Here is a 23872-nt window from a genome sequence, read left to right as displayed (position 1 = left end):
CCTTGGAGCACGGTCCTTACCAGCAGCGGACCCCGGCCGCCCCCTGGACCGGGTAAGGGGCGGCGCCCAGGGGCGTGCGGTCCTTACCCGGCGGCTCCGGACGCCGGCCCCTGCGTACGCCCGCACAGCCGTCCCGGCCCACCGACCGCGGTCGGCCGCGCGTCCCCGCCCGCCGTCCGGTCCCGCTCTTCGCCCACGCGTGTTCCCGCGCGCGGGAACACACGTCCGCCCCCTCCGACCACCCTGCCGCGGCCGCCCGCCGGACCGCGCGTCCCGGGCCGGGCCGCGAACGGTTGTTTCCGGCCACCTGGGAGCCGCTTTACCTGGCCGTGTTAGGTTCCCCACATGCCCCAGCCTGTGAAGACCGCCTCAGCGGACACCGCCGGCGGCCGCGCGGCTGCCCAGCGTCAACGGGTACGGCAGGACCTCGCGGCGGCGGCCATGCGGCTGTTCGCCACGCAGGGTTACGAGGCCACCACCGTCGACGAGATCGCGGCGAGCGCGGGTGTCGCCAGGCGCACCTTCTTCCGCCACTTCCGCTCCAAGGAGGAGGCGATCTTCCCCGACCACGACGACACGCTGGTCAGGGTGCAGGAGGTGCTGGACTCCGCCGATCCACGCGAGCACCCGCTGGACACCGTGTGCCGGGGCATCACCGAGGTGCTGCGGATGTACGCGTACATGCCCGAGGTGTCGGTCGAGCGGTACCGGCTGACCCGCGAGGTGCCCACCCTGCGCGAACGCGAGATCGCCTCGGTGGCGCGCTACGAGCGGCTCTTCACCCGCTACCTGCTGGGCCACTTCGACGAGGGCGCCCAACGCGACGGCGACGACGACCCGCTGCTGGCCGAGGTCGCGGCCTCCGCGGTGGTGGCCGCCCACAACCACGTGCTGCGGCGCTGGCTGCGGGCCGGCGGGAAGGGCGACGTCGAGGCGCAACTGGACCACGCCTTCGCCGTCATCAAGCGGACGTTCGGCACGGGCATCGGAGCCGGCCGGATACCGTCCAAGGCCGGCCCGGCGGCCCCGTCGGTCTCCCGCCAGGGCGAGGTGGTGGTCGCCGTCGCACGGACGGACGCCTCGCCGGCCGAGATCATGCGCAGCATCGAGGCGGCTCTGCGCAAGCACTGATCAGGAAGGCCGAGGCCGCTCAGCGCAGCACGGCCGCCAGCAGGTCGGCCCCCAGCGCCGTCAGATCGGGCAGGTTGAGGGCGTAGCGGACGTAGCGACCGTGCCGCCGGGTCGTGAGCAGGCCCGAGCGGCGCAGCACGGCGAGGTGGCGGGAGACCTCCGGGGGCGAGAGCTCCCAGGCGTGCGCCAGCTCGCCGGTGGTGTGCGGGCCGCGCGCCAGGGTGCGCAGCAGGCGCAGCCGTACCGGATGCGCGAGTGCCTCCAGCCGTAGCGTGACCGTCTCCAGCGGTACCGGCTCCGAGGGGCTCGACTCGGCCACGGGGTACTGCACCACCGGCTGCCATCCGGGCGCGTGGACGGCTACCAGGTGCGGGCGGCCGAAGACGCTGGGGAGGAACGTGACCCCGGTGCCGTGGGCGCTGGTCGCACTGTCCTGGAGTTTGTCCACGATGACGCTGTCGCCGTCCGGTGCCAGGGTGACGGCGCCGGAGACCGATGCGAGTGCCGCCCCGATGCCCTGGCGCTTCAACAGGTCGTTCTTCAGACGCAGATCGGTGGCGAGCCGCACGGCTATGCCCGTCCAGGCCGTGTCGAAGAACGCCTCGGCGCACTGTTCGAGGGTGTGCCGCACCCGCGCCCGCACGGCGGCCGGGTCCGCGAGCAGCCGCTCCGCGAAGGCCTCCTGGAGCGCGCCGCGGGCCTGGGCCAGGTCCAGGGCCCGTTCGCGCGCCGTCGCGTCGGCGAGCGGCGAAGGACCGGCGAAGTGGACCCTGTTGCTGCCGCACGTGGTGACGAGCGCGGCGGTCACGTAGGTCTCGTCGTCGATCCGGTCCACGTCGTCCAACTCCTCGGCGAGGGTCGGCCGGGGACGGGCGGGAACCAGGAAGTCGGCTCGTGAGGAACGCCAGAGGAACTCCGCCTCCCTGAGCCGCTCGGCCAGCTCCGGCCGCAGCCCGGCCCAGACGTCCCCGGCCCAGCCGGCGAGCCGCGGGTGATGTCCGGGTTCGGCCAGCACGTGCAGCATCGCGGTCAGCTCGGCCAGCGGGGAGGCGGCGAACCGCAGCCGCCCGCCCGGCGGACCGCCGATGTCGATTCTCAACGTCACCCCCTCATCCTTTCCGGTCAGACGGCCGACCGCCGCGTCGGTTGACGGTTTCCGTCAACCGACGCCGCCGGCCCGGCGGCCGAACGCACCGTTGACGCCATGGCAACCACCACCGGGATCCAGCCGCGCGCCCTCGTCCGTGCCTCCGGAGGCCCCCGCTATGCCGTCGCTCTGGCCGTGGACGCGCTCGGCACCGGCCTGCTGCGGCCCTTTCTGCTGCTCTACGGGGTGACGGTGCTGAAGCTGTCCGCGTCGGCCACCGGCATCGCCATGACGGTCGGCACCGTCGCGGGTCTGGTGTGCGTGCCCGCGGTGGGCCGTTGGCTGGACCGGGGCGCACGCAGCACGGTCGTGGCGGCGTCGATGCTGGTGCGGGTGCTGGGCGTGGCGCTGCTGCTGGCCACCCCGGCCGGGCACGTCCGGCTGTTCGCCACGGCGGCGCTCTTCCTCGGCCTCGGAAACCAGGCGTGGCCGGCCGCCCACGCGGCTCTCGTGGCCACGGTCGCCCACGGCCGCGAACGCGACGCCGCTCTCGCGGCCGGCCGCGCCCTGCGCAACGCCGGCCTGGGCGCGGGCGCCCTCCTCGCCACCGCGTGCCTGGCGGGCGGTACCGCCGCGTTGCAGGCGCTGGCAGCCCTCACAGGGCTCGCCTACCTCGCCGCTGCGGCCCTGGCATGGTCGGTCCACCTGTGCGCGCGTCCGGCCGCTGCTCCGGCCGAGGACAGGAACAAGGGCGGGGACAGGGGCGGGGCCAGGGCCGACGGGCCCGCACCCCGGATGCGCGTGCTGCTGGCCGCCAACGTCGTCTACGTCTTCTGCCTCAACGTCCCCGAAATCGCGCTCCCCCTGGTCCTGGTGGAACAGCTGCACGCGTCCCCGGTGTGGTCGGGGGCCGTCTTCGTGGCGAACACGGTGCTGGTGGTCACCTTGCAGGTGCCGGTCACCGTCTTCATGTCCCGCTTCTCCCGGCGGGCCGTGCTGGCTCTCGCCGGCCTGGTCCTCGCCGCTGCCTACCTGGGCTTCCTCGCGGCCACCCCGCTGGGACACGGCTGGGGTGCCCCGGCCGTCGCCTCGGTGTCCGTGGTCTGCGCCATCGGCGAGATCATCTACGCCGGCAGCGCCACCGCACTTGTCACCGCCCTCGCCCCGGCCCCTGTCCTGGGACGTGCCCTCGCCCGATTCCAGCTCTCCACGGGCTTCGGCCTCGCCGTCTCCCCGGCGGTCATCACCGCTCTCGCCTCCCACGGCCCGACCGCCCTCTGGGGCGGCCTCTCCGCTGCGACGCTCCTGTCCGCCTCCGCCGTCGCCACCGAGAAGGATCACGACGCGGCGCCGAGCGGGCGCCAAGCCCCCGGTCCGGTTCGCACCGCCCGCGCGCGGCCGCCGCACGCGCCGTACGGCGGGCGGGATCACCACCGACACCGCGTCACGGCCGTCCGGGAGGGTCAGGACGGCCCCTCATCCGCCCGGCTGACGGGCCGGCTTCATATTCGAGGCAAGTAAATGGCACGCAGTGTCTTTACGACTGACACCCCGTGCCATACCTTGAGAGGAGCCCGGACGGACGGTGCGCGATTCCGCGCACCCCGGCTGTCCCCCGGCGTCCGGGCCGCCCGCGTCACAGGTCATGCCGCGCCACCCGCGCGGCCCTTCACCGTCCCCCCGGGGACGGCCCGCCCCTGAACGCCGTGCCCGCTCGCGCCACCCCGGAGCCCGTCGAGCACCTCGACCGCACCCGCGCGGCCCGCGCCCACCCCGAGCACACCGCAGCTCTCCCCCGGGGCCCACCGGCCCCGTCTCGCATCCGCCGAACCGACGACGGCGCAGCACAGCTCAGCAGCCCATCCGACCCACCCTCGCGCACCCCGGCCACGCCGGCCGGGAGGCGTATCGCGGAGGCGAGTGACATGAGCAGTTCCACGAAGGAGATCAAGGAGATCCTGGACGCGGTCGAGGCGCCCGGCAGCACCACCGCCGACTTCGCCGCCCTGCCGCTGCCGGAGTCCTACCGCGCGGTGACCGTGCACAAGGACGAGGCGGAGATGTTCGCCGGGCAGGAGAGCCGCGCCAAGGACCCGCGCGCCTCGCTCCACCTCGACGACGTCCCGGTGCCCGAACTCGGCCCCGGTGAGGCGCTGGTGGCGGTCATGGCCAGCTCGGTGAACTACAACTCGGTGTGGACGTCGATCTTCGAGCCGGTGCCGACCTTCGCGTTCCTCGAACGGTACGGCCGCCAGTCGCCGCTGGGCCGCCGGCACGACCTGCCCTACCACGTGATCGGCTCCGACCTGGCCGGCGTGGTGCTGCGCACCGGCGCCGGCGTCAACAGGTGGCAGCCCGGCGACCGGGTGGTCGCGCACTGCCTGAGCGTGGAGCTGGAGTCCGCCGACGGCCACAACGACACCATGCTCGACCCGGAGCAGCGGATCTGGGGCTTCGAGACCAACTTCGGCGGCCTGGCCGAACTGGCCCTGGTCAAGGCCAACCAGCTGATGCCCAAGCCCGCCCACCTGTCCTGGGAGGAGGCCGCCGCGCCGGGGCTGGTCAACTCCACCGCCTACCGGCAGCTGGTCTCCCGCAACGGCGCCGGGATGAAGCAGGGCGACAACGTCCTCATCTGGGGCGCCAGCGGCGGACTCGGCTCCTACGCCACCCAGTTGGCGCTGGCCGGCGGGGCCACCCCGATCTGCGTCGTCTCCAGCCCCCGGAAGGCGGAGGTCTGTCGCCGGATGGGCGCCGGGGCCGTCATCGACCGCACCGCCGAGGGCTACCGGTTCTGGCCGGACGAGCACCGGCAGGACCCGCGCGAGTGGAAGCGGTTCGGCGCCCGCATCCGCGAGCTGACCGGCGGCGAGGACGTCGACATCGTCTTCGAGCACCCGGGCCGGGAGACGTTCGGCGCCTCGGTGTACGTCACCCGCAAGGGCGGCACCATCGTCACCTGCGCCTCCACCAGCGGCTACCGGCACGAGTACGACAACCGGTACCTGTGGATGAGCCTGAAGCGGATCGTCGGCTCGCACTTCGCCAACTACCGCGAGGCGTGGGAGGCCAACCGGCTCGTCTCCAAGGGCCGTATCCACCCGACCCTGTCGCGCGTCTACCCGCTGGAGCAGACCGGGCAGGCCGCCTACGACGTGCACGGCAACCTCCACCAGGGCAAGGTCGGCGTCCTCGCGCTCTCCCCCGCCGAGGGCCTGGGCGTCACCGACCCGGAGCTGCGCGAACGCCACCTGCCCGCCATCAACCGCTTCCGGGGGGTGTGAGGCCGCCGTGACGACGAACGAGGACCCGCGGGAGGTGCGGCCCCCGGCCGCCCCCGCGGGTGGGCCCCGGGAGGGCGGCCCCCGCCGGAAGGACCGCCCCTGGCTGATGCGCACCTACGCCGGGCACTCCACCGCCGAGGCGTCCAACGCGCTGTACCGGCGCAACCTGGCCAAGGGGCAGACGGGCCTGTCCGTCGCGTTCGACCTGCCGACCCAGACCGGGTACGACCCGGACCACGCGCTGGCACGCGGCGAGGTGGGGCGGGTCGGGGTGCCGGTGGCCCACCTCGGCGACATGCGGCGGCTGTTCGCGGGCATCCCGCTGGACCGGATGAACACCTCGATGACCATCAACGCCACCGCCATGTGGCTGCTGGCGCTGCTGCGGGTCGTCGCCGAGGAGCAGGGCTGCGACCTGGCGGAGCTGAAGGGCACCACGCAGAACGACATCGTCAAGGAGTACCTGTCGCGCGGCACGCACGTCTTCCCGCCCGGGCCGTCGCTGCGGCTGACCACGGACGTGATCGCGTACACGGTGCGCGAGATGCCGAAGTGGAACCCGGTCAACATCTGCAGCTACCACCTCCAGGAGGCCGGGGCCACGCCCGTGCAGGAGATCGCGTACGCGATGTCCACCGCCGTGGCCGTGCTGGACGCGGTGTTCGCCTCCGGGCAGGTGCCGTGGGAGCGGCGCGGCGAGGTGGTGGGGCGGATCTCGTTCTTCGTCAACGCCGGTGTGCGGTTCGTCGAGGAGATGTGCAAGATGCGCGCTTTCGGGCGGATCTGGGATCACCTCACCGAGGAGCGGTACGGCGTGGCGGACCCGCGGCAGCGGCGGTTCCGGTATGGCGTTCAGGTGAATTCTCTGGGCCTGACCGAGGTACAGCCGGAGAACAACGTGCAGCGCATCGTGCTGGAGATGCTGGCCGTCACCCTCTCCAGGGACGCCCGGGCCCGCGCGGTGCAGCTGCCCGCCTGGAACGAGGCGCTGGGCCTGCCGCGTCCCTGGGACCAGCAGTGGAGTCTGCGCATCCAGCAGGTGCTGGCGCTGGAGAGCGACCTGCTGGAGTACGGGGACCTCTTCGACGGCAGCCGGGTGGTGGAGGAGAAGACGGCCGCGCTGGTGGCGGGCGCCGAGGCCGAGATGCGGCACGTCGAGGAGCTGGGCGGGGCGGTGGCCGCGGTGGAGTCCGGCTACCTGAAGGGGCGGCTGGTCGCCTCGCACGCCGAGCGGCGGGCCCGGATCGAGTCCGGCGACGAGCCGGTGGTCGGGCTGAACGTCTTCCAGGACACCGAGCCCAGCCCCCTCACCGCCGACCTGGGGACGGCGGTGCTCACGGTGGACCCGGCCGACGAGGCGCGGGTGCTGGCCGGGCTCGACGCGTGGCGCCGCGAGCGGGACGAACCGCGTGCGGCGCGGGCGCTGGCGGCCCTGCGGACGTCCGCGCGGGGGCGGCAGGAGCGGGGGGACCTGATGGCGGCCTCCGTGGAGTGCGCCCGCGCGGGCGTCACCACCGGTGAGTGGGCGGGGGCGCTGCGGGAGGTGTTCGGCGAGTTCCGCGCGCCGACCGGGGTGGGCGGCGCGCCGGCCGCGCTGTCCGGGGAGGGGGCCGTGGAGCTGGCGGCGGTGCGCCGGAAGGTGGCCGCCACCGCCGGGGAGCTGGGTGGCGGGCGGCTGCGGCTGCTGGTCGGCAAGCCGGGCCTGGACGGGCACTCCAACGGCGCCGAGCAGATCGCCGTACGGGCCAGGGACGCCGGCTTCGAGGTGGTCTACCAGGGCATCCGGCTCACCCCGGAGCAGATCGTGGCCGCGGCGGTCGCCGAGGACGTGCACTGCGTGGGCCTGTCCGTTCTCTCCGGGGGGCACACGGCGCTGGTACCCGACGTGCTGGAGCGGCTGCGCCGGGCCGGGGCGGGGGACGTACCGGTCGTGGTGGGCGGCATCATCCCGGCCGGGGACGCCGAGCGGCTGCTGGCGGCGGGTGTGGCCGCGGTGTTCACGCCCAGGGACTTCGGTATCACGGCGATCATCGGCCGGATCACGGACGAGATCCGGCGTGCCAACGGCCTGGACACCCGGGCCGCCCTGGAGGCTCTGCACGCCCTGGAGGCCCCGGACTCCCCGGAGACGGCGGGCGAGCGGGACGTGCCGGACGATCATGACGAGTCGAACGAGCTGGAGGTCTGACTGTGCGGTTCGGACGCACCTTCGAGGAGTTCGAGGTCGGCGCCGTGTACAGGCACTGGCCGGGCAAGACGGTCACGGAGTACGACGACCATCTCTTCTGCCTGCTGACCATGAACCACCACCCCCTGCACCTGGACGCCCACTACGCGGAGGGCTCGACCGAGTTCGGCCGCAACGTGGTGGTGGGCACCTACGTCTACTCGCTGCTGCTGGGCATGTCGGTGGCCGACGTCTCGGGGCTGGCCATCGCCAACCTGGAGGTCGAGTCGCTGCGGCACGTGGCGCCCACCTTCCACGGCGACACCGTCTACGGGGAGACGACCGTGCTGGACAAGCGGCGCTCGCGTTCCAGGGACGACCGGGGCGTCGTCTTCGTGGAGACCCGCGGCCACAAGCAGGACGGCACCCTGGTGTGCGTCTTCCGCCGCCGGGTGATGGTGCCCACCGAGCGCCACGTCGAGGCGCGTGGCGGCAGGCAGCCGAGCCGCCCGGAGCCCGCACCCCGGCGGCCGCCGGCCCGAGACCCCGCCCCGCCCCGCCCCGCCACAGGGACGACAGCGACGACAGCGACCGGCACCGAAACCGCGACGACCGCCAGGGAGAGGGAAGGGGACTGAGATGGCCGACCGCCTCGCGCAGACCGACGGACTGACCGACGTCCAGCAGGAGATCCTGCGCACCGTACGGTCGTTCGTCGACAGGGAGATCCTGCCGGTCGCCACCGAGCTGGAGCACCGCGACGAGTACCCGTCGGCCATCGTCGAGGGCCTGAAGGCGATGGGCGTCTTCGGGCTGACGATCCCCGAGGAGTACGGCGGGCTCGGCGAGTCGCTGCTGACCTACGCACTGGTGGTGGAGGAGATCGCCCGCGGCTGGATGAGCGTGTCGGGGATCATCAACACCCACTTCATCGTGGCGTACATGATCCAGCAGCACGGCACGCCGGAGCAGAAGGAGTACTTCCTGCCGAGAATGGCCGTCGGCGAGGTGCGCGGCGCGTTCTCGATGTCCGAGCCGGGCCTGGGCTCGGACGTGTCGGCGATCCGCACGAAGGCGGTCCGCGAGGGCGACGCGTACGTCCTCAACGGGCAGAAGATGTGGCTGACCAACGGCGGCACCTCCAACCTGGTGGCGGTGCTCTGCCGCACCGACGAGGGGCAGCCCGAGGACGCCCCGCCGCACCGCTCGATGACCACGTTCCTGGTCGAGAAGGAGCCGGGTTTCGGCCCGAATCCCAGGGTGACCGGCCTCACGGTGCCGGGCAGGATCGAGAAGATGGGCTACAAGGGCGTCGACACCACCGAGCTGGTGCTGGAGGACGTCCGGGTGCCGGCCGACCGCGTGCTGGGCGGCGCCGGCGGCCGCGGCTTCTACCAGATGATGGACGGCGTCGAGGTGGGCCGGGTGAACGTCGCGGCCCGGGGCTGCGGGGTGGCCCGGCGCGCCTTCGAGCTGGCGGTCGCGTACGCGCAGACCCGGCACACCTTCGGCAAGCCGATCGCCGAGCACCAGGCCGTGCAGTTCAGACTGGCCGAGATGGGCGTCAAGGTGGAGGCCGCGCACCAGATGACGGTCAACGCGGCCCGCCGCAAGGACTCGGGCCGGCGCAACGACCTGGAGGCGGGCATGGCCAAGTACCTGGCCGCCGAGTTCTGCAAGGAGGTCGTGGAGGACTCCTTCCGCATCCACGGCGGCTACGGCTTCTCCAAGGAGTACGAGATCGAGCGCCTCTACCGGGAGGCGCCGATGCTGCTGATCGGCGAGGGAACCGCCGAGATCCAGAAAATGATCATCGGCCGCCGGCTGCTGGAGGAGTACCGTGTCGAGGGGTGAACGTCCCGGTTCGGGTGGCCCGGCGCCGCGCTACCCGCGCGAAGGTTCACCCTGTGTGAGAACGGCATGTATGGTTACCGGCCATCGACTCGCCCACCAGCTTGCCGAGTTGCCGGTGTCTGCCGATACCATCGACCACCAAAGCCGCCGTCCCCTGCACCATCTCGCGGCATCCTCCGCTACGAAGGTCTTCCATGCCCCACAGCCAACCCTCTGCACCCCGCGGCCGGGTCCGCCTCGCGCGGGGTGCGACGCCGTGGCTCCTGCCCACCGCGGCCACGGCGGCCGTGAGCCTGCTGCGCGCCCGCCGCTCCGGCCGCTGGGCGGCGCTGGCCGTCCCTTCCGCCGCCCTGACCGCCGGGATGCTGTGGTTCTTCCGCGACCCGGAGCGGGAGATCACCGACGCCCGCGTCGTGTCCCCGGCCGACGGCGTGGTGCAGAGCGTCATGCCGTGGAAGGACGGGCGCACCCGGGTGGCGATCTTCATGAGCCCCCTCAACGTGCACGTCAACCGCGCTCCGCTGGCCGGCACGGTCGCCTCCGTCGAGCACGTCCCCGGCGGGTACGTGCCGGCGTTCAACAAGGAGAGCGAGGACAACGAGCGGGTTGTCTGGCACTTCGACACCGAGATCGGCGACGTCGAGGTGATCCAGATCGCCGGGGCGGTGGCGCGGCGGATCGTTCCGTACGTGCCGCGCGGATGCAAGGTCGAGCAGGGTGAGCGGATCGGGCTGATCCGGTTCGGGTCGCGCGTCGACGTCTACCTGCCCGAGGGCGTCGAGCCCGGGGTGGACGTGGGGCAGAAGACCACCGCTGGGGTGACGCGCCTTGACCGTGACTGAGCACGATACGAAGGCCGGCAGCTCGGACTGGGTCACGGAGCTGGAGACCGACGCGGACGAGCTGCCGGTGTCCACCCGGCTGTCCATCGCCGACGCGCTCACTCTCGGCAACGCGATCTGCGGCTTCATGGCCGTGTACTTCACCACCACCGGGGTGCTGATCCCGCACCTGATGGGCACCGGCAGCAGCGCGATGTCCAAGCAGAGCGCCGGCAACGCCGTGACGCTGATGCTCATGGCGTCGGTCTTCGACCTCTTCGACGGGCTGGTGGCACGCAAGCTGCGCAGCTCGGCGATGGGCGCGGAGCTGGACAACCTGTCGGACCTGATCAGCTTCGGGCTGGCGCCGGCGTACTTCGTGGTGGTGTGGGGCATCGTCACGGACGGCGCCCACGGCAAGGTGGCCACGGCGGCCGCGGTCCTCGTGGTGCTCGCGGTGGTGCTGCGACTGGCCCGCTTCTCGTGCACCACGGTCCGGGAGGGCTTCTTCCAGGGCATGCCGAGCCCCTTCGGGGCGATGACGGTGATGTCGCTGGTCCTGCTGGAGCTGCCGTTCCTGCCCACGGTGGTGGCGATCGTCGGAGTGGCCTGGCTCATGGTGAGCCGGGTCGAGTACCCCAAGCCGCGCGGCCGGCTGGCGCTGATCACCTTCTGCTGGACGCTGGTCAGCATGGGCTGCCTCGCCGCCTGGACGTTCGACGTGCCCGGCGGCCACCAGCTCCTCCAGGCCGGGTGCGCGCTCCAGTGCGTGGCGGCGGCGACCATCCCGTGCTTCGCCACGACCCGCCGGGTGCACACCATGCGGGCCGCCCGCCGGGAGGCCCGCGCCGCGGCCCGCTGAGGCCCGGACGCCCGGAAGGCCCTCCTGAGGGCCGCTGAGATCCCTCGGATTCCCCGCTCCCATCCACCCGCCCGCAGGGTGGCTGGGGCGGGGAATCCGGCGTTTTGGCCGGCTTGGCGCCGCGTCGCGCTCCCTGGCACATGACGGCGAAGCCGTCCAGGAGGCCACCAGAGGCCCTTCAGGCGGGCGGGCGGGGGGAGCTGGGGGGATTCCAGGAGGCAATGGCCACAAGCCCGCAGCGGCCCGTACAAGGCCGCGCAAGCCCACGCAAGCCGTTCGGGATGCACCGGCTCGGACTCCGGTGGGGAGCGCACGGGGCCCTGAGGCCCGGACGAGGCCAGGGGGCCGACGGCCGACGGCGCGCCCTGTCCGGGGCCGGGACGGGATGTCCGGACCAGGCCGGGGACGGCTCGGAACCGGCAGGCCGGGCAGGGCAGGCCGGGGGGAGGACCGGGGGTACCGGGGAGGGCCGGGCAGGGCCGCCCGGGTCCGATCAGCGGGCCCCGCTCCGGTCCGATCAGCTGAGGAAGTCCGCGGCCAGCGCCGCCGCCGCCCGCTCCAGCAGCGGGCCCGCCTCGGCCATGCAGCGCTCCGGGTCGGGTTCCAGGTCGGTCAGCGCGTAGGCGCGGGAGATCCCCGCGGCGGCCAGCTCCTCGCGGCTGAGCGCCAGCCGCCCGCACACCGCCGCCACCGGCACGCCCTGGGCGCGGGCCCGCGCGGCCACCCCGGCCGGGGCCTTGCCGTGCAGGGTCTGGGCGTCCAAGGAGCCCTCACCGGTGATCACCAGGTCGGCCCCGTCCAGCGCGGTGGCGAACCCGAGGACGTCGAGCATCACGTCGATACCGGGCCGGAAGACGGCGCCGAGGCCCACCAGGGCGCCGTAGCCGACCCCGCCGGCGGCGCCCGCGCCGGGACGGCCGGCCGCCTCGGGGCCGAGCACCGCGGCGAAGCGGGCCAGCGCGGCGTCCAGCAGCTCGACGTCGGCGGGGGCGGCGCCCTTCTGCGGGCCGTAGACGGCCGCGGCGCCGGCCGGCCCGCACAGCGGGTTGTCGACGTCGCTGGCCAGCACCACCTCGGCGGCGGCCAGCCGGGGGTCGAGCCCGGACAGGTCGGCCTCGGCCAGGCCGCCCAGGGCGGCACCGCCGGGGGCGAGCGGGGCCCCGCCGGCGTCCAGCAGCCGCGCGCCGAGCGCGCTGAGCATGCCCGCGCCGCCGTCCGTGGTGGCGCTGCCGCCGACGCCGAGCACGATGGTGCGGGCACCCGCGTCGAGGACGGCCCGCAGCAGCTCGCCGGTGCCGTAGGTGGTGGCGGTCAGCGGCGCGAAGCCCCCGGGCGGCAGGTGCCGCAGTCCGGACGCCTCGGCCATCTCGACCACCGCGGTGCTCCCGCGCAGGGCGTAGCGGGCCGCCACCGGCTCGCCCAGCGGCCCGGTCACCCGGGCGGTGTGCTCGTCGAAGCCGCCGGCCACGGCCGCGGCCACCGTGCCGTCGCCGCCGTCGGCCACCGGCAGCGCCGCCACCCGCACCGCCGGGGCCACCGTCCGCAGTCCGGCCGCGACGTGCGCGGCGACCTCCGCCGCCGTCAGCGAACCCTTGAACTTGTCGGCGGCCACCAGCACCCGTCCGACCGCGGAATTCTGAGAACCACCCGTCGACACCTGTCGAACCTCCGTTGGGAACGTCGCGCCACCGGACCCTATCCCGGCCCGCTCGGGCGGACCGCACCGCCACCGTCCCGGCGGCGCCGTAGGTTTGGGCCCATGACCTCCGACTACGCCGCCTACATCGCGTCACTGCCGAAGATCCTCGCCAGCGCCAGCAGCCTCTTCCGGTCCGCCGACGGCCGGGTGCTGCTGGTCGAGCCCAACTACCGCGACGACGGCACCTGGACGCTGCCGGGCGGCACCATCGAGTCCGACAGCGGCGAGGGCCCGCGGCAGGGCGCCCGCCGTGAGACCGCGGAGGAGATCGGCCTCGACCTGCCGCCGGGGGCGCTGCTGGCGGTGGACTGGGTACCGGGGGCGGACCGGCCGCCGCTGTCGGTCTACCTCTACGACGGCGGCGTGCTCACCGAGCCGCAACTGGCCGCGATCCGGATCCAGGAGGAGGAGCTGGACTCCTGGAAGCTGGTCCCGGTCGGCGAGTTGGACGCCTACCTCCCCGCCAACGCCGCCCGCCGGGTGCGGGCGGCGCTCGCCGCGCTCGCGGCGGGCACCGGGCCGGCGGAACTCGTCGACGGACACCTCGCCGACCAGGCGGCGTTGGCCCAGGCCGGGCCGGCGGCGGCAGCAGCAGCAGCAGCGGACGGAAAGGCCCTGGACACCCAGCGATGACGAGGAGTTGACGCGAAGGCGGGGACAGGTGGCCTGAACTCGCCTAGGCTGCGGCTTGCGCACCAGGGGGCGCCCAGCCGCACGCGGGTTCGACGGCTCGGCGGTCGTGCGCGTCCACGTCGACTCCGTCCCGGGCTTCCGTATGCCCGGCGGCTTCCGTACGCCCGCGTGCGGCGGCCGCCGCGGCGCGGTACGCGACGGCCGGGGGGCGGTGGACTTCCCAGGCCCCGGCACCTTCGGTGCCAGTTGACACGATGTCAGAAAGTTGAAGTCCAATGGCAGAGCGGCAGTTCCTCGGGCGGGGCGTCACCACCTCCTGGGAGGGCCTCTGGTACGTCCTGGGCTGCATCGGCTTCGGCGCCGCCTACTTCGCCAAGGTCCCGGTGAAGAAGGCGCTGAGCGAGTACGGCCTGGTCGAGATGACCGGCGCGGAGAAGTTCTGGTACGTGCTGCAGTGCGTCGGCTTCGGCGCGGGCTACTTCCACAAGACGATCATCAAGAAGGCGCTCAGCGAGGTCCGCGAGGGCGGGCCGGCGGCACTCGCGGCCACCGGCTACGCGGTGCCGCCGCAGACGGGCCAGCCGGCCGTCTGAACACGGCCGGCACCAGCGGTGGTCGGGCCGTCGGCCACGCCGGCCCAACCACCTGGCGGAACCGCCCCGCCGGGCCCTCGCCGACAGGCCGCGGGGCCGCGCGGGCGCGGCGCTCAGCGCCGGGCGCTCAGCCGCAGGTGGCGCAGGACCGCCTTCGCCGCGTTGTGGCCGCTCATGCCGTGCACGCCCGGTCCGGGCGGGGTCGCGGAGGAGCAGAGGAAGACCCCGGGCCGGGGGGTGGCATAGGGGTTCGCGGCCAGCTTCGGCCGCAGCACGCTCTGCAGGCCGCTGAACGCGCCGGAGGCGATGTCGCCCTCCACGTAGTTGGCGTTGCGGGCGGCCAGCCCGGCCGGGCCGGTGACGCAGCGGGCGAGCACCAGGTCGCGGAAGCCGGGGGCGAACCGTTCGATCTGCCGCTCGACGGCGTCGGTCGCGTCGCCGCGCCAGCCGCGCGGCACGTGCCCGTACGCCCAGAAGACGTGCTTGCCCTCGGGCGCGCGGCCGGGGTCGACGACGGTCGGCTGCGCGGTGATCAGGAACGGCGTCTGGGGGGCGCGGCCGGTGACGGCGCGGTTGAGGGCGTCGCCGATCTCGGTGTAGGTGGGGCCGACGTGGACGGTGCCGGCCCGGCGGGCGGCCTCGGCGGTCCACGGCACCGGCCCGTCGAGCGCGTAGTCGATCTTGTAGACGGACGGGCCGTACCGGTAGCCGCGGTAGTGGCCGCCGAGCGAGGCGATGCGCGCCAGCGCGGTCGGCGAGGTGTCGAAGACGTAGGCACGGGCCGGCGGCAGCTCGTCGAGCTTGCGGACGGTCGTCCCGGTGGCGATGGTGCCGCCGAGTTCGACCAGGTGGGCGGCGAGCGCGTCGGAGATGGCCTGCGAGCCGCCACGGGCCACGGGCCAGCCCCGCTCGTGCGCGGCGAGGGCGAACATCATCGCCATCGCGCCGGTGAACGGCTCGGTGAGCCGGCAGATCGCGTGGCCGCTCAGCCCGGCGAACAGGGCGCGGGCCTTGGGGTCGTGGAAGCGCCGGGCCAGCACCGCCACCGGCGGGGTGCCGGTGAGCCCGAAGCGGGCGAACCGGTAGAGGTCCTTGGGTGGTCCGGCCCACGGCGGGCGGAAGAAGTCGGCGGCGACGGTGTCCCAGTGCCCGACGTAGGGGCTGAGCAGCCGCCGGTAGGCGGGGGCGTCGCGCGGACCGAGCGAGGCGGCGGTCTGCCCGACGGTGCGGGCCAGCACGGCCGCGGTGCCGTCGGGGAAGGGGTGCGCCATGGGCACCTCGGGGTGCAGCCACTCCAGTCCGTGCCGGGCCAGCGGCAGCCCGGCGAACACCGGTGAGCCGACACCGAAGGGGTGCACCGCGGAGCACGGGTCGTGCCGGAAGCCGGGGAGGGTCAGCTCCTCGGTACGCGCTCCCCCGCCGACCGTGTCGGCCGCCTCGTAGACCCGCACCGACAGCCCGGCGCGGGCGAGTTCGACGGCCGCGGTGAGGCCGTTGGGGCCCGCGCCCACCACGACCGCGTCGGCCACCACCGCCCGGCTCACCGATCCTCCTCGGCCCCGGTGAGCAGGTCGATCACGCGGTCGGCGGTGGCGACGTCACGGGCCACGGTGAAGGGCAGCGCGTTGCCGCCGGCCACCTGGAACGGCTGCCCGGCGGTGGTGCGGCTGGTCCCGCCGGCCTCCTGGACCAGCAGCAGCCCGGCCGAGTGGTCCCAGGGCGCCTCCCAGAAGAACGCCACGCCGTCGGCGTCGCCCCGGGCGACCTCCAGGTAGCCGAGGCCGGCACTGGTCACGCACGGCACCGTCTCGGCGGCGGCGGCCAGGCGGGCGACGGCGGTCTGCTCGGCGGGGGTGCGGAAGACGGGGTTGGAGATCCACAGCCGCAGCCGGCCGGGGTCGGTGGCGGTGCGCAGCCGCTCGCCGTTGAGGTGGGCACCGCCGCCGCGCCGGGCGGTGGCGAACTGGCCGCGCTGCGGGGCGTAGGTCCAGCTGGCAATCGGCCGGCCGCCGCGCACCAGCGAGACGAGGGTGGAGAAGCCGGTCTCGCCGCGGACGAACGCCGCCGTGCCGTCGACCGGGTCGACCACCCACACCGGGGCGTCGCCGCGCAGCAGGTCGAGCAGGCCGGGATCGGCGCTCACCGCCTCCTCGCCGACCACGACCGAGCCGGGCAGCAACGCGGTCAGCCGCTGGGCGAGTTGGGCCTCGGCGGCGCGGTCCGCGGTGGTGACCAGGTCGTGCGGGCCGTTCTTCTCGGCGATGTCGGACGCGGCCAGCCGCCGCCACCGCGGCACGACCTCCTCGGCGACGACCGCCCTGACGATCCGCTCGACGGCGGCCAGCAGCTCCCCGTCGACGTCCTGCGCGTCCACCCCGCCAGCCGGTGTACCGACCTCGTTGCCCATACGGCCATCAAAGCAGACGGCGGGCGCCCGCGGTCAGCCGGTCGTCCCCCCGCCCGCGCCCGGCCCGGGTCCACCGCGACCCCAACACACCCTCCGCCTGGGCCGGTTCGCGCCGCGTGGGCCGACTGCGGGGAGGCCGCGGCCCCCGCTCAGGAGGGGTCCGCGGGAGGCGGCGGGGGCGGGGGCGGGGCGTTGGAGACGGCCGGGTAGCCGAAGGTCAGGCCGCCGGAGATGTCCCGGGCCTGGACGACCGGTCCGTAGGCGGTGCCGGACAGGGTGTTGGTGGCCGTGGAGGCGTCCAGGGACGGCAGCGCGGCCCGCCACTCGGCGAGGGCGGCGGCGAACTCCGGCTCGGCGGCCACCCGGGCGGCCAGGGCGGAGCGCAGGGCCTCGGCCCGCGGGAGGTCGTGCGGGGCGGCCTGGAGCGCGGCGAGCGCGGCTTCGCCGGGGGCGGGGGCCGTCGCCTCGACGTCGCCCTCTCCGGCCACGGCCTCAGCGGCCTGCCCGGCCTCTTCGCCCCCCTCGGCCTCTTCGGCCTCTTCGGCCCCGGCTCGCCGGAAGGGTCGGCGAACCAGTGCGGCCAGCGCGGCCCACGCCTGGCGGCCCGCTTCCCCGCCGGCACCGCCCGCCAGTGCGGCGAGCGCCGCCGCCGACACGCCGTCCATGGCCCGCCCCCGTCCGCGTCGGCTTCACCACCCACGGTAGCGGGGAGCGGCCCCGCGCGCGGCGGATCGCGCCGACCGGTTGGACCGCCGGTGCGGACTCTCATGACCAGGAGAGTAAAGTTGCAGGCCAGAGCGACATGCCGACAGGCAAACTTGCAAGTTTGCCTGTCGAACTCGTATGGTGGGGCCATGCCACGTTCCGACCGGGCCCGCACCGCCGACGAGCTGACGACGCTTGTCTCGCAGATGTCGCGCAAACTGCGGGCTGTCTCCTCCGAAGCCGAGCTGACCCCCTCCCAGAACTCCGTCATGGGGCGACTGGAGCGGACCGGCCCGGCAACCACCGCCGCACTCGCCCGAGGCGAGCTGGTGCGCCCGCAGTCGATGCGGGCCACCCTCGCCGCCCTGGAGGAGCGCGCCCTCGTGGTGCGCGCCCCGCATCCGACCGACGGCCGTCAGGTCGTCTTCTCGCTCACCCCGGAGGGCGTCGAGTTGCTCGGCTCAGGGCGGCGCGCCCGCCGCGGCTGGCTCGCCGAGGCCCTCGACGCCGAGCTGACCCCCGAGGAGCACCAGGCGCTCGCCGCCGTGCTGCCGCTGCTGCGCCGGCTGGTGGAAGCATGAGCGCCCCCCGGATATCCGGCCGCGGCGCGGCCGCGGCCCCTTCCGTCGACCAGCCCGCCGGCACGTCCGCGAAGACCTCCGCGAACACGTCCGCCGGCCAGGGCGGAGCGGCCGAGGGCCGCGGCAACTTCGGCCCCCGCCTCATCGTCCCGCTGATGCTGGGCTCGGTCCTGAACCCGATCAACTCGACCATGATCGCCACCGTCCTGGTGGCGATCGGCGGCAGCTTCCACGTCGGCGCGGCCGACACCGCCTGGCTGGTGTCGAGCCTGTACGTGGCCAGCGCCGTGGCCCAGCCGGCCATGGGCCGGCTGGCCGACCGGCTCGGGCCGCGCCGGGTCTTCCTCGCGGGCCTGCTCGTGGTCGCCGCGGCCGGCGCCGTCGGCCTGTTCGGGCCGTCGCTGGGCTGGCTGATCGCCTCCCGCGTCCTGCTGGGCATCGGCACCTCGGCGGCCTACCCGGCGGCCATGGCGCTGCTGCGCGCGCACTCGCAGGCACTCGGGGTACCCACCCCGCGCCCGGTCCTGGGGCTGCTGTCGCTGGCCGGCCTGTCCAGTGCCGCCGTCGGCCCGGTCCTCGGCGGTGTGCTGGCGTCCACGCTCAGCTGGCGCGCGGTGTTCGCGGTGAACCTGCCGCTGGCCCTGGTCGGCTTCCTCCTGGCGCTGCTGTGGCTGCCGGAGATCCGTACGAAGCCCGCCGAGCAGGGCTCCGAAGCGCAGGGGGCGGCCGGGAGGGCCGGCTCGGGCATGGACCCGGTGGGCGTGCTGCTCTTCGCCGCCGTGCTGATCTGCCTGATGCTCTTCCTCATGCGGCTCGACGCGCCGAACTGGCCGGTGCTCGGCGGAGCCGCCGTGCTCGCCGCCCTGATGGCCGTGTGGGAGCTGCGCCAGAAGGCGCCCTTCGTCGACCTGCGGATGCTGGCGGCCAACCGTCCTCTGACGCTGACGTACCTGCGGCACGGCATGACCTACCTGGTCATCTACTGCATGATGTACGGCTACGCCCAGTGGCTGGAGGACGCGCACGGCTACTCCTCGGCCACCGCGGGCCTGCTGATGCTGCCCATGTCGGTGGCGGCCATGGTCACCTCGATGCTGGGCACCCGTACCAAGGGCATCCGGGCGCCGCTGACCGTCGCGGCCGTGCTGATGCTGGCCGGCTGCGGGACGCTGCTGGTCGCCGGGCACACCGCCCCCGGGCTGGCGCTGGGTGCGGCCGGCGCGCTGTTCGGCCTGCCGCAGGGCCTGGCCTCGACCGCCAACCAGGCCGCCGTGTACGGCCAGGCGCCGGCCGGGCAGATCGGCAGCGCGGCGGGGCTCCAGCGCACCGCCCAGTACATCGGCGCGATCACCGCGGCCAGCCTGATCGGCCTGTTCTACGGGAACCGCGCCACGGACTCGGGCCTGCACGACATGGCGCTGACCTCGGCCGCCCTCGGTGTGGCCGTGCTGCTGCTGACCGTGCTGGACCGCTCGCTGCGGACCGCGAAGGAATGAGCCGGACGTGCCCGGACCGCCGGTCCGGCCCCGCCGGGCCCGGCCGTCCGGGCCCGAACCGGCCGGCGCCGGGCCACCCGCGCGCACCGCGGCGCCGACCGCCCGCGACCGGCGCCGCCACCCCCAAGACCATCCCCGCCTCCCGGGTCACCCCGGAAGGTCCCGAACGAGAACCACACCCAAGGAAGAGAGCGCACATGCCCGCCACCACCCTTGACCCCCGTACCGCCCTGGTCGTCATCGACCTCCAGCAGGGGATCGTCGCGCTGCCGACCGTGCACCCGGCCGCCGAGGTCATCTCGCGCAGCGCCAAGCTGGCCGCGGCCTTCCGTGAGAAGGGCCTGCCGGTTGTCCTGGTGAACGTCGTGGACGTCGCGCCCGGCCGCAACGACGGTGGCCCCGGCGGCTCCGTGCAGTTCCCCGAGGGCTGGACCGAGCTCGTGAAGGAGCTGGGCCAGGAGTCCGGCGACATCACCGTCTCCAAGAAGCAGTGGGGCGCCTTCTACGGCACCAACCTGGACCTGGAGCTGCGCCGCCGCGGCGTGACCCAGATCGTGCTGACGGGCATCTCCACCAGCATCGGCGTGGAGTCCACCGCCCGTGACGCGTACGAGCACGGCTACAACGTGACCGTCGCCGTGGACGCCGTGACCGACACCGACGCGGACGCCCACCACAACGCCGTGACCCGCATCTTCCCGCGCCTGGGCGAGACCTGCGGCACCGACGACGTGCTGGCGCTGCTGGCCGCGAAGTAACACGCCCGCGGGTCCGGCCGTCAGGCCGGGCCCGTCGCGACACCGGCCCCGCCGTCCACCCCGACCCCCGGACGGCGGGGCCGGCGTGCGTCCGGGGGCGGGAGCGCGGGCCCCTGGGGGCGGGAGGACGGGCGCCGAAGGGCAGGCCGGCCTGTCGGGTGCGCGCGAAGGGCCACAGCCCGGCTCGAACACCGCTACGATGCCGCGCCATGAGCGACGACGTGCTCGACCTCGTTCTGGTCACAGCCGCCCTGGTCGTCGGCGGCCTGGCGGGCTGGCTCCTCCACGGGCAGCTGGGGCGACGGCGGCTCGCCCGCAAGCAGCGCTTCCTCGGCCTGCCACCGGAGTCGGAGTGCTTGCTGGTGGTGCCCCGGGACCCCGGTTCCCGGGGCTGGAGCCTGGCTCGGCACGACGCCTTCGCGCTGCTGGAGCTGTCCGCCGCGATCAAGGAGTGCGGAGCGCACGCGGAGGTGCTGGCGCACGACACGGCGTGGCAGGGGTTCGGCGCCCGTACCGAGTTCTGCGTCGGCAACCCCGCCTCCAACCTGCGGCTGGCCGCTCACCTGAGGTCGATGCTGCCGGGCCTGGAGGTCGACACCAGCCCGGCGCCGGGGCCGGACCAGGGCGCGATCACCGTCGGCGGGGAGACCTACCGGATGGAGAAGGGCGCGGTGGAGTACGTGCTGCTGGCCCGGCTGGCGTCGAACCGCGAGTCCGGCAACGACCGGCCGGTCTTCCTCGCCTCGGGGCAGCGCGGCATCGCCGACCAGGCGGCCACCCGCTACCTGGCCCGCCACCAGGTCCGCCTCGCCCGCCGGTACGGCCTGGACGCGACGTTCTGCCTGCTGCTGCGGGTGGTGAACTCGCAGGCGTACGGCGCCGACGTGGTGGAGCTGGTCGGGGACGTCACGAGGGCCGCCACCGGCCCGGCCCGCTCGGCGCGGACAGGCGGACGGGGGCTGGGCAGGGGCATCGGCCGCGGTGCGGGCCGGGACGGGAAGGAGTCCGCCGCGAACCGCGCGGAGGCACCGGGGGACGCCGACCGCGAGGGTGCGGCCGGGTCGTGACGGCGCCGGGGCCCGGGGACCCGCTCCCCGGGACCCGCTCTCAGTCGGCCAGGCCGATGACCAGCCACATCAGCCCGGCCCCGGCCACCGTGCACACCAGCGTCGAGGTGGACGGGTGCGGGGTGTGCGCCTCGGGCAGGATGTCGGACGTCGCCAGGTAGAGCAGGAAGCCGGCGAAGAAGCCCAGGTAGAGCCCGAGCACGCCGCTGGGGATGGTGAACGCCAGGGTGATCGCGGCGCCGACCACGGGGGCCAGCGCGTCGGCGGTGAGCAGCGCCTGGGCGCGCCGGCGGCCGTTCCCGTAGAGCCGGGTGATCGTGTACGTGTTGAAGCCGTCGGCGAAGTCGTGGGCGATGACCGCGATGGCCACCACGATGCCGACGGTCTGGCCGGCCTGGAAGGCGGCGCCGATCGCGAAGCCGTCCATGACGCTGTGGCCCACCAGGGCACCCGCCGCCGCCACCCCGATGCCCTTGACCGGCTCGTGGGCGTGCCCGTGGCCGTGGGTGTGGGAGGCGTACTCGCCCTCGTGGGCGCGGTGGATGGCCACCGAGCGCTCCACCACGTGCAGGGCCAGGAAGCCGGTCACGAACATCAGCAGCCCGGCGGGGACGCCGAAGACGTGTCCCGGGTGGTTGTCCAGCGCCTCCGGCAGCAGGTCGAAGCCGACGACTCCGAGCATCAGTCCGGCGGCCAGCCCGAGCACCATGTGGCGGCGGTCTCCGATGCGCTGGGCGACGAGTCCGCCGATCAGGGTCATCACGAAAGCGCCAGCGGCTACCAGGACGGGCATGGAGACATGATCCATGACACGCCGGTCAGGAGCGAATCCGGGTCCGGGTTCCGCGGCTCCGGCCCGGCGGCCGCACCGGCCGCCGCCGTACGGCCCGACCTGCGGTGACGGTCCGGGGGCGGCGGCCGGACCGTCAGGCCGCCGCCCCCGGGAACGTCACGAACGTCACCAGCCGGAGAGGACCGGGGAGCCGAGGCGCTCCTGGACCACGTGGGCCATCACCCGCTCGCCCTGGGCGTTGGGGTGGGCCGGGGCGGCGGGCGCGGCGGGGACGAGCGGCTCGATCCACCGCACGCCCTCCGGCCGGCACATGTCGTGCCCGACCGTGGGCGTGTAGGTGTCGGCGTACCGGGCACCGTGCAGCAGCGCCTCGGCCTCCAGCATGGCGTTGAGCCGCTTCTCGGTGCTCCGCAGGTAGGCGACGTCCCCGGCGGCGAAGGGCACCGTCGGGAAGCAGCCGGGGCCGCGGTCGGGCAGCAGGTCCGGGTAGCCGACGACGACCACGCTCGCGTGCGGGGCGCGCTCGCGGACCGCCCGCAGCACGGCGGCCACCTTGGGCGCGGTGGCCCGGACGGCGCCGGCCAGCTGGTCGGTGCCGCCCGAGGTGTAGTGCCGCTCGCAGGGGTCGCCGGCCGGAGCGGTGGCGCCCAGCGAGGCGCAGGTGGAGATGATCGAGCCGAAGCCGATGTCGTTGCCGCCGATCTGGAGGGTGACCAGGTCGGTGTCGCGCCGCACCGCGTCCAGCTGCGGCGGGTTGGCGCCCTGGGCCTGCCGCATCTGGACGGTGGTGGCGCCGCCACAGCTCACGTCGTCGAGCCGCCGGGCCGCGCCGGCGGCGGTGACCAGCGACGGGTAGTCGTGGTCGGAGCGCTCGCAGGCCGCGTCCACCTGGGTCGGGATGAGCGGGCCCGAGGTGTAGGAGTCGCCGAGCGCGGTGTAGTGCCCGTACCCGGGGTGGCCGGGGGCGTGCGAGCCGTGGCCGGGGGCGTGCGAGCCGAGCCCCGTCCCGGTCGTACCCGCGGCGGCCGGGGTGACGGCCCCCGCCGTGAGGGCGAGGGCGGCGCCGAGGGCCGCGATCCCGAGGGCCGGCGCCCGCCGTCCCCTGCCGCCTGCTCCCGATCCCTGCCCCGCGGTGTGCCCGGCCGTCTTCCCGCGCATCGCACCCTCCCCTGGTGGCCCGCGCCGCCCCGTGGCCCCGCGGTGCCGGTCAAGGCTCGACCGCGCGTCGCCCGCTGTCAATGCCCCCGACGCCCTCCGGTCGCTTCCGCTTTCCCCGGATCGCGGAAGGCCAGGCGGGGCAGCAGGAACTGGGTGACAGGGCCGACGGCGAGCGCGTACAGCACGGTGCCGGCACCCACCGAACCGCCCAGCAGCCACCCCGCTGCCAGGACGGCCGCCTCCATCGCCGTCCGCACCGCCCGTACCGAGCGGCCGGTGAGCGCGGCGCCCCCGGTCATCAGCCCGTCGCGCGGACCGGGCCCGTAGCGGGCGCCGACGTACACGGCGACGGACAGGCCGTTGAGCAGCACCCCCGCGGCCAGCAGCGCGACCCGCGCGGGCAGCCCGGCGGGCGGCGCGACGAGGCCGAGGCCGAGGTCCGAGGCGACGGCGAGCACGGCGACGTTGGCGCCGGTCCCGAACGTGGGCCGCTGCCGCAGCGGCACCCACAGCAGCAGTACGAGCACCCCGACGACGGCGCTGATCGTGCCGAAACTCAGCGGGGTGTGCCGCTCCAGCCCCTCGTAGAGGACGCTCCACGGGTTGACGCCCAGCCGGGCCCGGACCATGAGCGCCAGGCTGAACCCGTAGAGGGCCAGCCCGCCGAAGAGCCTGGGCAGCCGGGCCAGCGGGCGCTCGCGCAACGACAGGTACGTCAGCGGCGGCATCGTCCGGGCTCGGCGCCGGGGCCGTGCCCCGGGTTCCCGGCCCCGAGG

The 23872-nt window shown here is 74.7% G+C and carries 21 protein-coding genes and 1 pseudogene; 14 read left to right on the top strand and 8 right to left on the bottom strand.

Annotation, left to right across the window (positions count from 1 at the left end):
• Positions 1-345: 345 nt before the first annotated feature.
• Complete coding sequence (locus BS72_RS09105) at positions 346-1131, top strand: TetR family transcriptional regulator (protein ID WP_037908528.1); 786 nt, start codon at positions 346-348, stop codon at positions 1129-1131.
• A 19-nt stretch (positions 1132-1150) separates the two neighbouring features.
• Here BS72_RS09105 and BS72_RS09100 read toward each other — a convergent pair whose 3' ends face one another.
• Entirely contained in the window at positions 1151-2236 is a 1086-nt protein-coding gene (locus tag BS72_RS09100) for a helix-turn-helix domain-containing protein (RefSeq protein ID WP_037908526.1), read from the bottom strand.
• Between the two features lie 99 nt (positions 2237-2335).
• Here BS72_RS09100 and BS72_RS09095 point away from each other — a divergent pair, with 99 nt between their 5' ends.
• From BS72_RS09095 to pssA, 7 genes are all read left to right on the top strand, one after another.
• Positions 2336-3739: an MFS transporter gene (locus BS72_RS09095; protein WP_078901179.1), complete on the top strand. Its 1404-nt coding sequence runs from the start codon at positions 2336-2338 to the stop codon at positions 3737-3739.
• Between the two features lie 425 nt (positions 3740-4164).
• Positions 4165-5502, top strand: a complete 1338-nt coding sequence (gene ccrA / locus BS72_RS09090; RefSeq protein WP_037909710.1) for a crotonyl-CoA carboxylase/reductase — start codon at positions 4165-4167, stop codon at positions 5500-5502.
• A gap of 34 nt (positions 5503-5536) precedes the next feature.
• On the top strand, positions 5537-7690 hold the full coding sequence (locus tag BS72_RS09085; RefSeq protein ID WP_265736794.1) for a protein meaA: 2154 nt from the start codon (positions 5537-5539) through the stop codon (positions 7688-7690).
• A 2-nt stretch (positions 7691-7692) separates the two neighbouring features.
• Positions 7693-8307 (top strand): MaoC family dehydratase, encoded by a 615-nt coding sequence (locus BS72_RS09080; protein WP_078901178.1) that lies wholly within the window; start codon positions 7693-7695, stop codon positions 8305-8307.
• Between the two features lies 1 nt (position 8308).
• Complete coding sequence (locus BS72_RS09075; RefSeq protein WP_037908525.1) at positions 8309-9523, top strand: acyl-CoA dehydrogenase family protein; 1215 nt, start codon at positions 8309-8311, stop codon at positions 9521-9523.
• Positions 9524-9717: 194 nt separating this feature from the next.
• On the top strand, positions 9718-10365 hold the full coding sequence (locus BS72_RS09070; RefSeq protein WP_037908522.1) for a phosphatidylserine decarboxylase: 648 nt from the start codon (positions 9718-9720) through the stop codon (positions 10363-10365).
• Complete coding sequence (pssA, locus tag BS72_RS09065) at positions 10352-11206, top strand: CDP-diacylglycerol--serine O-phosphatidyltransferase (protein WP_037908519.1); 855 nt, start codon at positions 10352-10354, stop codon at positions 11204-11206. The genes BS72_RS09070 and pssA overlap by 14 nt, the downstream gene beginning before the upstream one ends.
• Before the next feature lie 517 nt (positions 11207-11723).
• Here pssA and BS72_RS09060 read toward each other — a convergent pair.
• A complete protein-coding gene (locus tag BS72_RS09060) occupies positions 11724-12824 on the bottom strand; it encodes a glycerate kinase (RefSeq protein ID WP_037908517.1) in 1101 nt (366 codons plus the stop codon).
• Positions 12825-12965: 141 nt separating this feature from the next.
• Here BS72_RS09060 and BS72_RS09055 point away from each other — a divergent pair.
• A pseudogene (locus BS72_RS09055) lies at positions 12966-13445 on the top strand (NUDIX domain-containing protein); the annotation flags it as partial.
• Between the two features lie 368 nt (positions 13446-13813).
• On the top strand, positions 13814-14131 hold the full coding sequence (locus BS72_RS09050; protein ID WP_037908515.1) for a hypothetical protein: 318 nt from the start codon (positions 13814-13816) through the stop codon (positions 14129-14131).
• A gap of 113 nt (positions 14132-14244) precedes the next feature.
• Here the strand turns inward: BS72_RS09050 and BS72_RS09045 are convergent, their stop codons facing one another.
• The 3 genes from BS72_RS09045 to BS72_RS09035 all read right to left on the bottom strand — a co-directional run bounded on the left by BS72_RS09045 (position 14245) and on the right by BS72_RS09035 (position 17203).
• Positions 14245-15675 (bottom strand): phytoene desaturase family protein, encoded by a 1431-nt coding sequence (locus BS72_RS09045; protein ID WP_232792289.1) that lies wholly within the window; start codon positions 15673-15675, stop codon positions 14245-14247.
• Positions 15672-16538: an inositol monophosphatase family protein gene (locus BS72_RS09040; RefSeq protein ID WP_078901176.1), complete on the bottom strand. Its 867-nt coding sequence runs from the start codon at positions 16536-16538 to the stop codon at positions 15672-15674. Before BS72_RS09040 ends, BS72_RS09045 begins: the two co-directional genes overlap by 4 nt.
• 149 nt (positions 16539-16687) lie before the next feature.
• Positions 16688-17203: a hypothetical protein gene (locus tag BS72_RS09035; RefSeq protein ID WP_037908512.1), complete on the bottom strand. Its 516-nt coding sequence runs from the start codon at positions 17201-17203 to the stop codon at positions 16688-16690.
• Positions 17204-17392: 189 nt separating this feature from the next.
• Here BS72_RS09035 and BS72_RS09030 point away from each other — a divergent pair, with 189 nt between their 5' ends.
• From BS72_RS09030 to BS72_RS09015, 4 genes are all read left to right on the top strand, one after another.
• The gene (locus tag BS72_RS09030) at positions 17393-17824 is read left to right on the top strand and encodes a MarR family winged helix-turn-helix transcriptional regulator (protein WP_107498718.1); all 432 of its coding nucleotides are present in this window, start codon (positions 17393-17395) and stop codon (positions 17822-17824) included.
• A complete protein-coding gene (locus tag BS72_RS09025) occupies positions 17821-19320 on the top strand; it encodes an MFS transporter (protein ID WP_051950841.1) in 1500 nt (499 codons plus the stop codon). The genes BS72_RS09030 and BS72_RS09025 overlap by 4 nt, the downstream gene beginning before the upstream one ends.
• 197 nt (positions 19321-19517) lie before the next feature.
• The gene (locus BS72_RS09020) at positions 19518-20078 is read left to right on the top strand and encodes an isochorismatase family protein (protein ID WP_037908510.1); all 561 of its coding nucleotides are present in this window, start codon (positions 19518-19520) and stop codon (positions 20076-20078) included.
• A 209-nt stretch (positions 20079-20287) separates the two neighbouring features.
• The gene (locus tag BS72_RS09015; RefSeq protein ID WP_063836011.1) at positions 20288-21145 is read left to right on the top strand and encodes a hypothetical protein; all 858 of its coding nucleotides are present in this window, start codon (positions 20288-20290) and stop codon (positions 21143-21145) included.
• A gap of 40 nt (positions 21146-21185) precedes the next feature.
• Here the strand turns inward: BS72_RS09015 and BS72_RS09010 are convergent, their stop codons facing one another.
• From BS72_RS09010 to yczE, 3 genes are all read right to left on the bottom strand, one after another.
• Positions 21186-21938 carry a ZIP family metal transporter gene (locus BS72_RS09010; RefSeq protein WP_037908507.1) on the bottom strand — a complete coding sequence of 251 codons (753 nt, stop codon included), beginning with the start codon at positions 21936-21938 and terminating at the stop codon, positions 21186-21188.
• Positions 21939-22103: 165 nt separating this feature from the next.
• Positions 22104-23096 carry an SGNH/GDSL hydrolase family protein gene (locus tag BS72_RS09005; protein ID WP_037908505.1) on the bottom strand — a complete coding sequence of 331 codons (993 nt, stop codon included), beginning with the start codon at positions 23094-23096 and terminating at the stop codon, positions 22104-22106.
• A gap of 77 nt (positions 23097-23173) precedes the next feature.
• On the bottom strand, positions 23174-23824 hold the full coding sequence (yczE, locus tag BS72_RS09000) for a membrane protein YczE (protein ID WP_051951006.1): 651 nt from the start codon (positions 23822-23824) through the stop codon (positions 23174-23176).
• Between the last annotated feature and the right edge of the window lie 48 nt (positions 23825-23872).

Origin of the sequence: Actinacidiphila yeochonensis CN732, from assembly GCF_000745345.1 — a bacterium.
GTDB classification, from domain to species: Bacteria; Actinomycetota; Actinomycetes; order Streptomycetales; family Streptomycetaceae; genus Actinacidiphila; species Actinacidiphila yeochonensis.
This window is presented reverse-complemented; position numbering and strand designations above follow the sequence as displayed.

Excerpts from the sequence above, each read along its gene's own strand:
- BS72_RS09105 (WP_037908528.1), top strand. The coding sequence starts at position 346 with ATGCCCCAGCCTGTGAAGACCGCCTCAGCGGACACCGCCGGCGGCCGC.
- BS72_RS09095 (WP_078901179.1), top strand. The coding sequence starts at position 2,336 with ATGGCAACCACCACCGGGATCCAGCCGCGCGCCCTCGTCCGTGCCTCC.
- BS72_RS09075 (WP_037908525.1), top strand. The coding sequence starts at position 8,309 with ATGGCCGACCGCCTCGCGCAGACCGACGGACTGACCGACGTCCAGCAG.
- BS72_RS09070 (WP_037908522.1), top strand. The coding sequence starts at position 9,718 with ATGCCCCACAGCCAACCCTCTGCACCCCGCGGCCGGGTCCGCCTCGCG.
- BS72_RS09050 (WP_037908515.1), top strand. The coding sequence starts at position 13,814 with ATGGCAGAGCGGCAGTTCCTCGGGCGGGGCGTCACCACCTCCTGGGAG.
- BS72_RS09040 (WP_078901176.1), bottom strand. The coding sequence starts at position 16,538 with ATGGGCAACGAGGTCGGTACACCGGCTGGCGGGGTGGACGCGCAGGAC.
- BS72_RS09035 (WP_037908512.1), bottom strand. The coding sequence starts at position 17,203 with ATGGACGGCGTGTCGGCGGCGGCGCTCGCCGCACTGGCGGGCGGTGCC.
- BS72_RS09030 (WP_107498718.1), top strand. The coding sequence starts at position 17,393 with ATGCCACGTTCCGACCGGGCCCGCACCGCCGACGAGCTGACGACGCTT.
- BS72_RS09025 (WP_051950841.1), top strand. The coding sequence starts at position 17,821 with ATGAGCGCCCCCCGGATATCCGGCCGCGGCGCGGCCGCGGCCCCTTCC.
- BS72_RS09020 (WP_037908510.1), top strand. The coding sequence starts at position 19,518 with ATGCCCGCCACCACCCTTGACCCCCGTACCGCCCTGGTCGTCATCGAC.
- BS72_RS09015 (WP_063836011.1), top strand. The coding sequence starts at position 20,288 with ATGAGCGACGACGTGCTCGACCTCGTTCTGGTCACAGCCGCCCTGGTC.
- BS72_RS09010 (WP_037908507.1), bottom strand. The coding sequence starts at position 21,938 with ATGCCCGTCCTGGTAGCCGCTGGCGCTTTCGTGATGACCCTGATCGGC.
- BS72_RS09005 (WP_037908505.1), bottom strand. The coding sequence starts at position 23,096 with ATGCGCGGGAAGACGGCCGGGCACACCGCGGGGCAGGGATCGGGAGCA.
- yczE (WP_051951006.1), bottom strand. The coding sequence starts at position 23,824 with ATGCCGCCGCTGACGTACCTGTCGTTGCGCGAGCGCCCGCTGGCCCGG.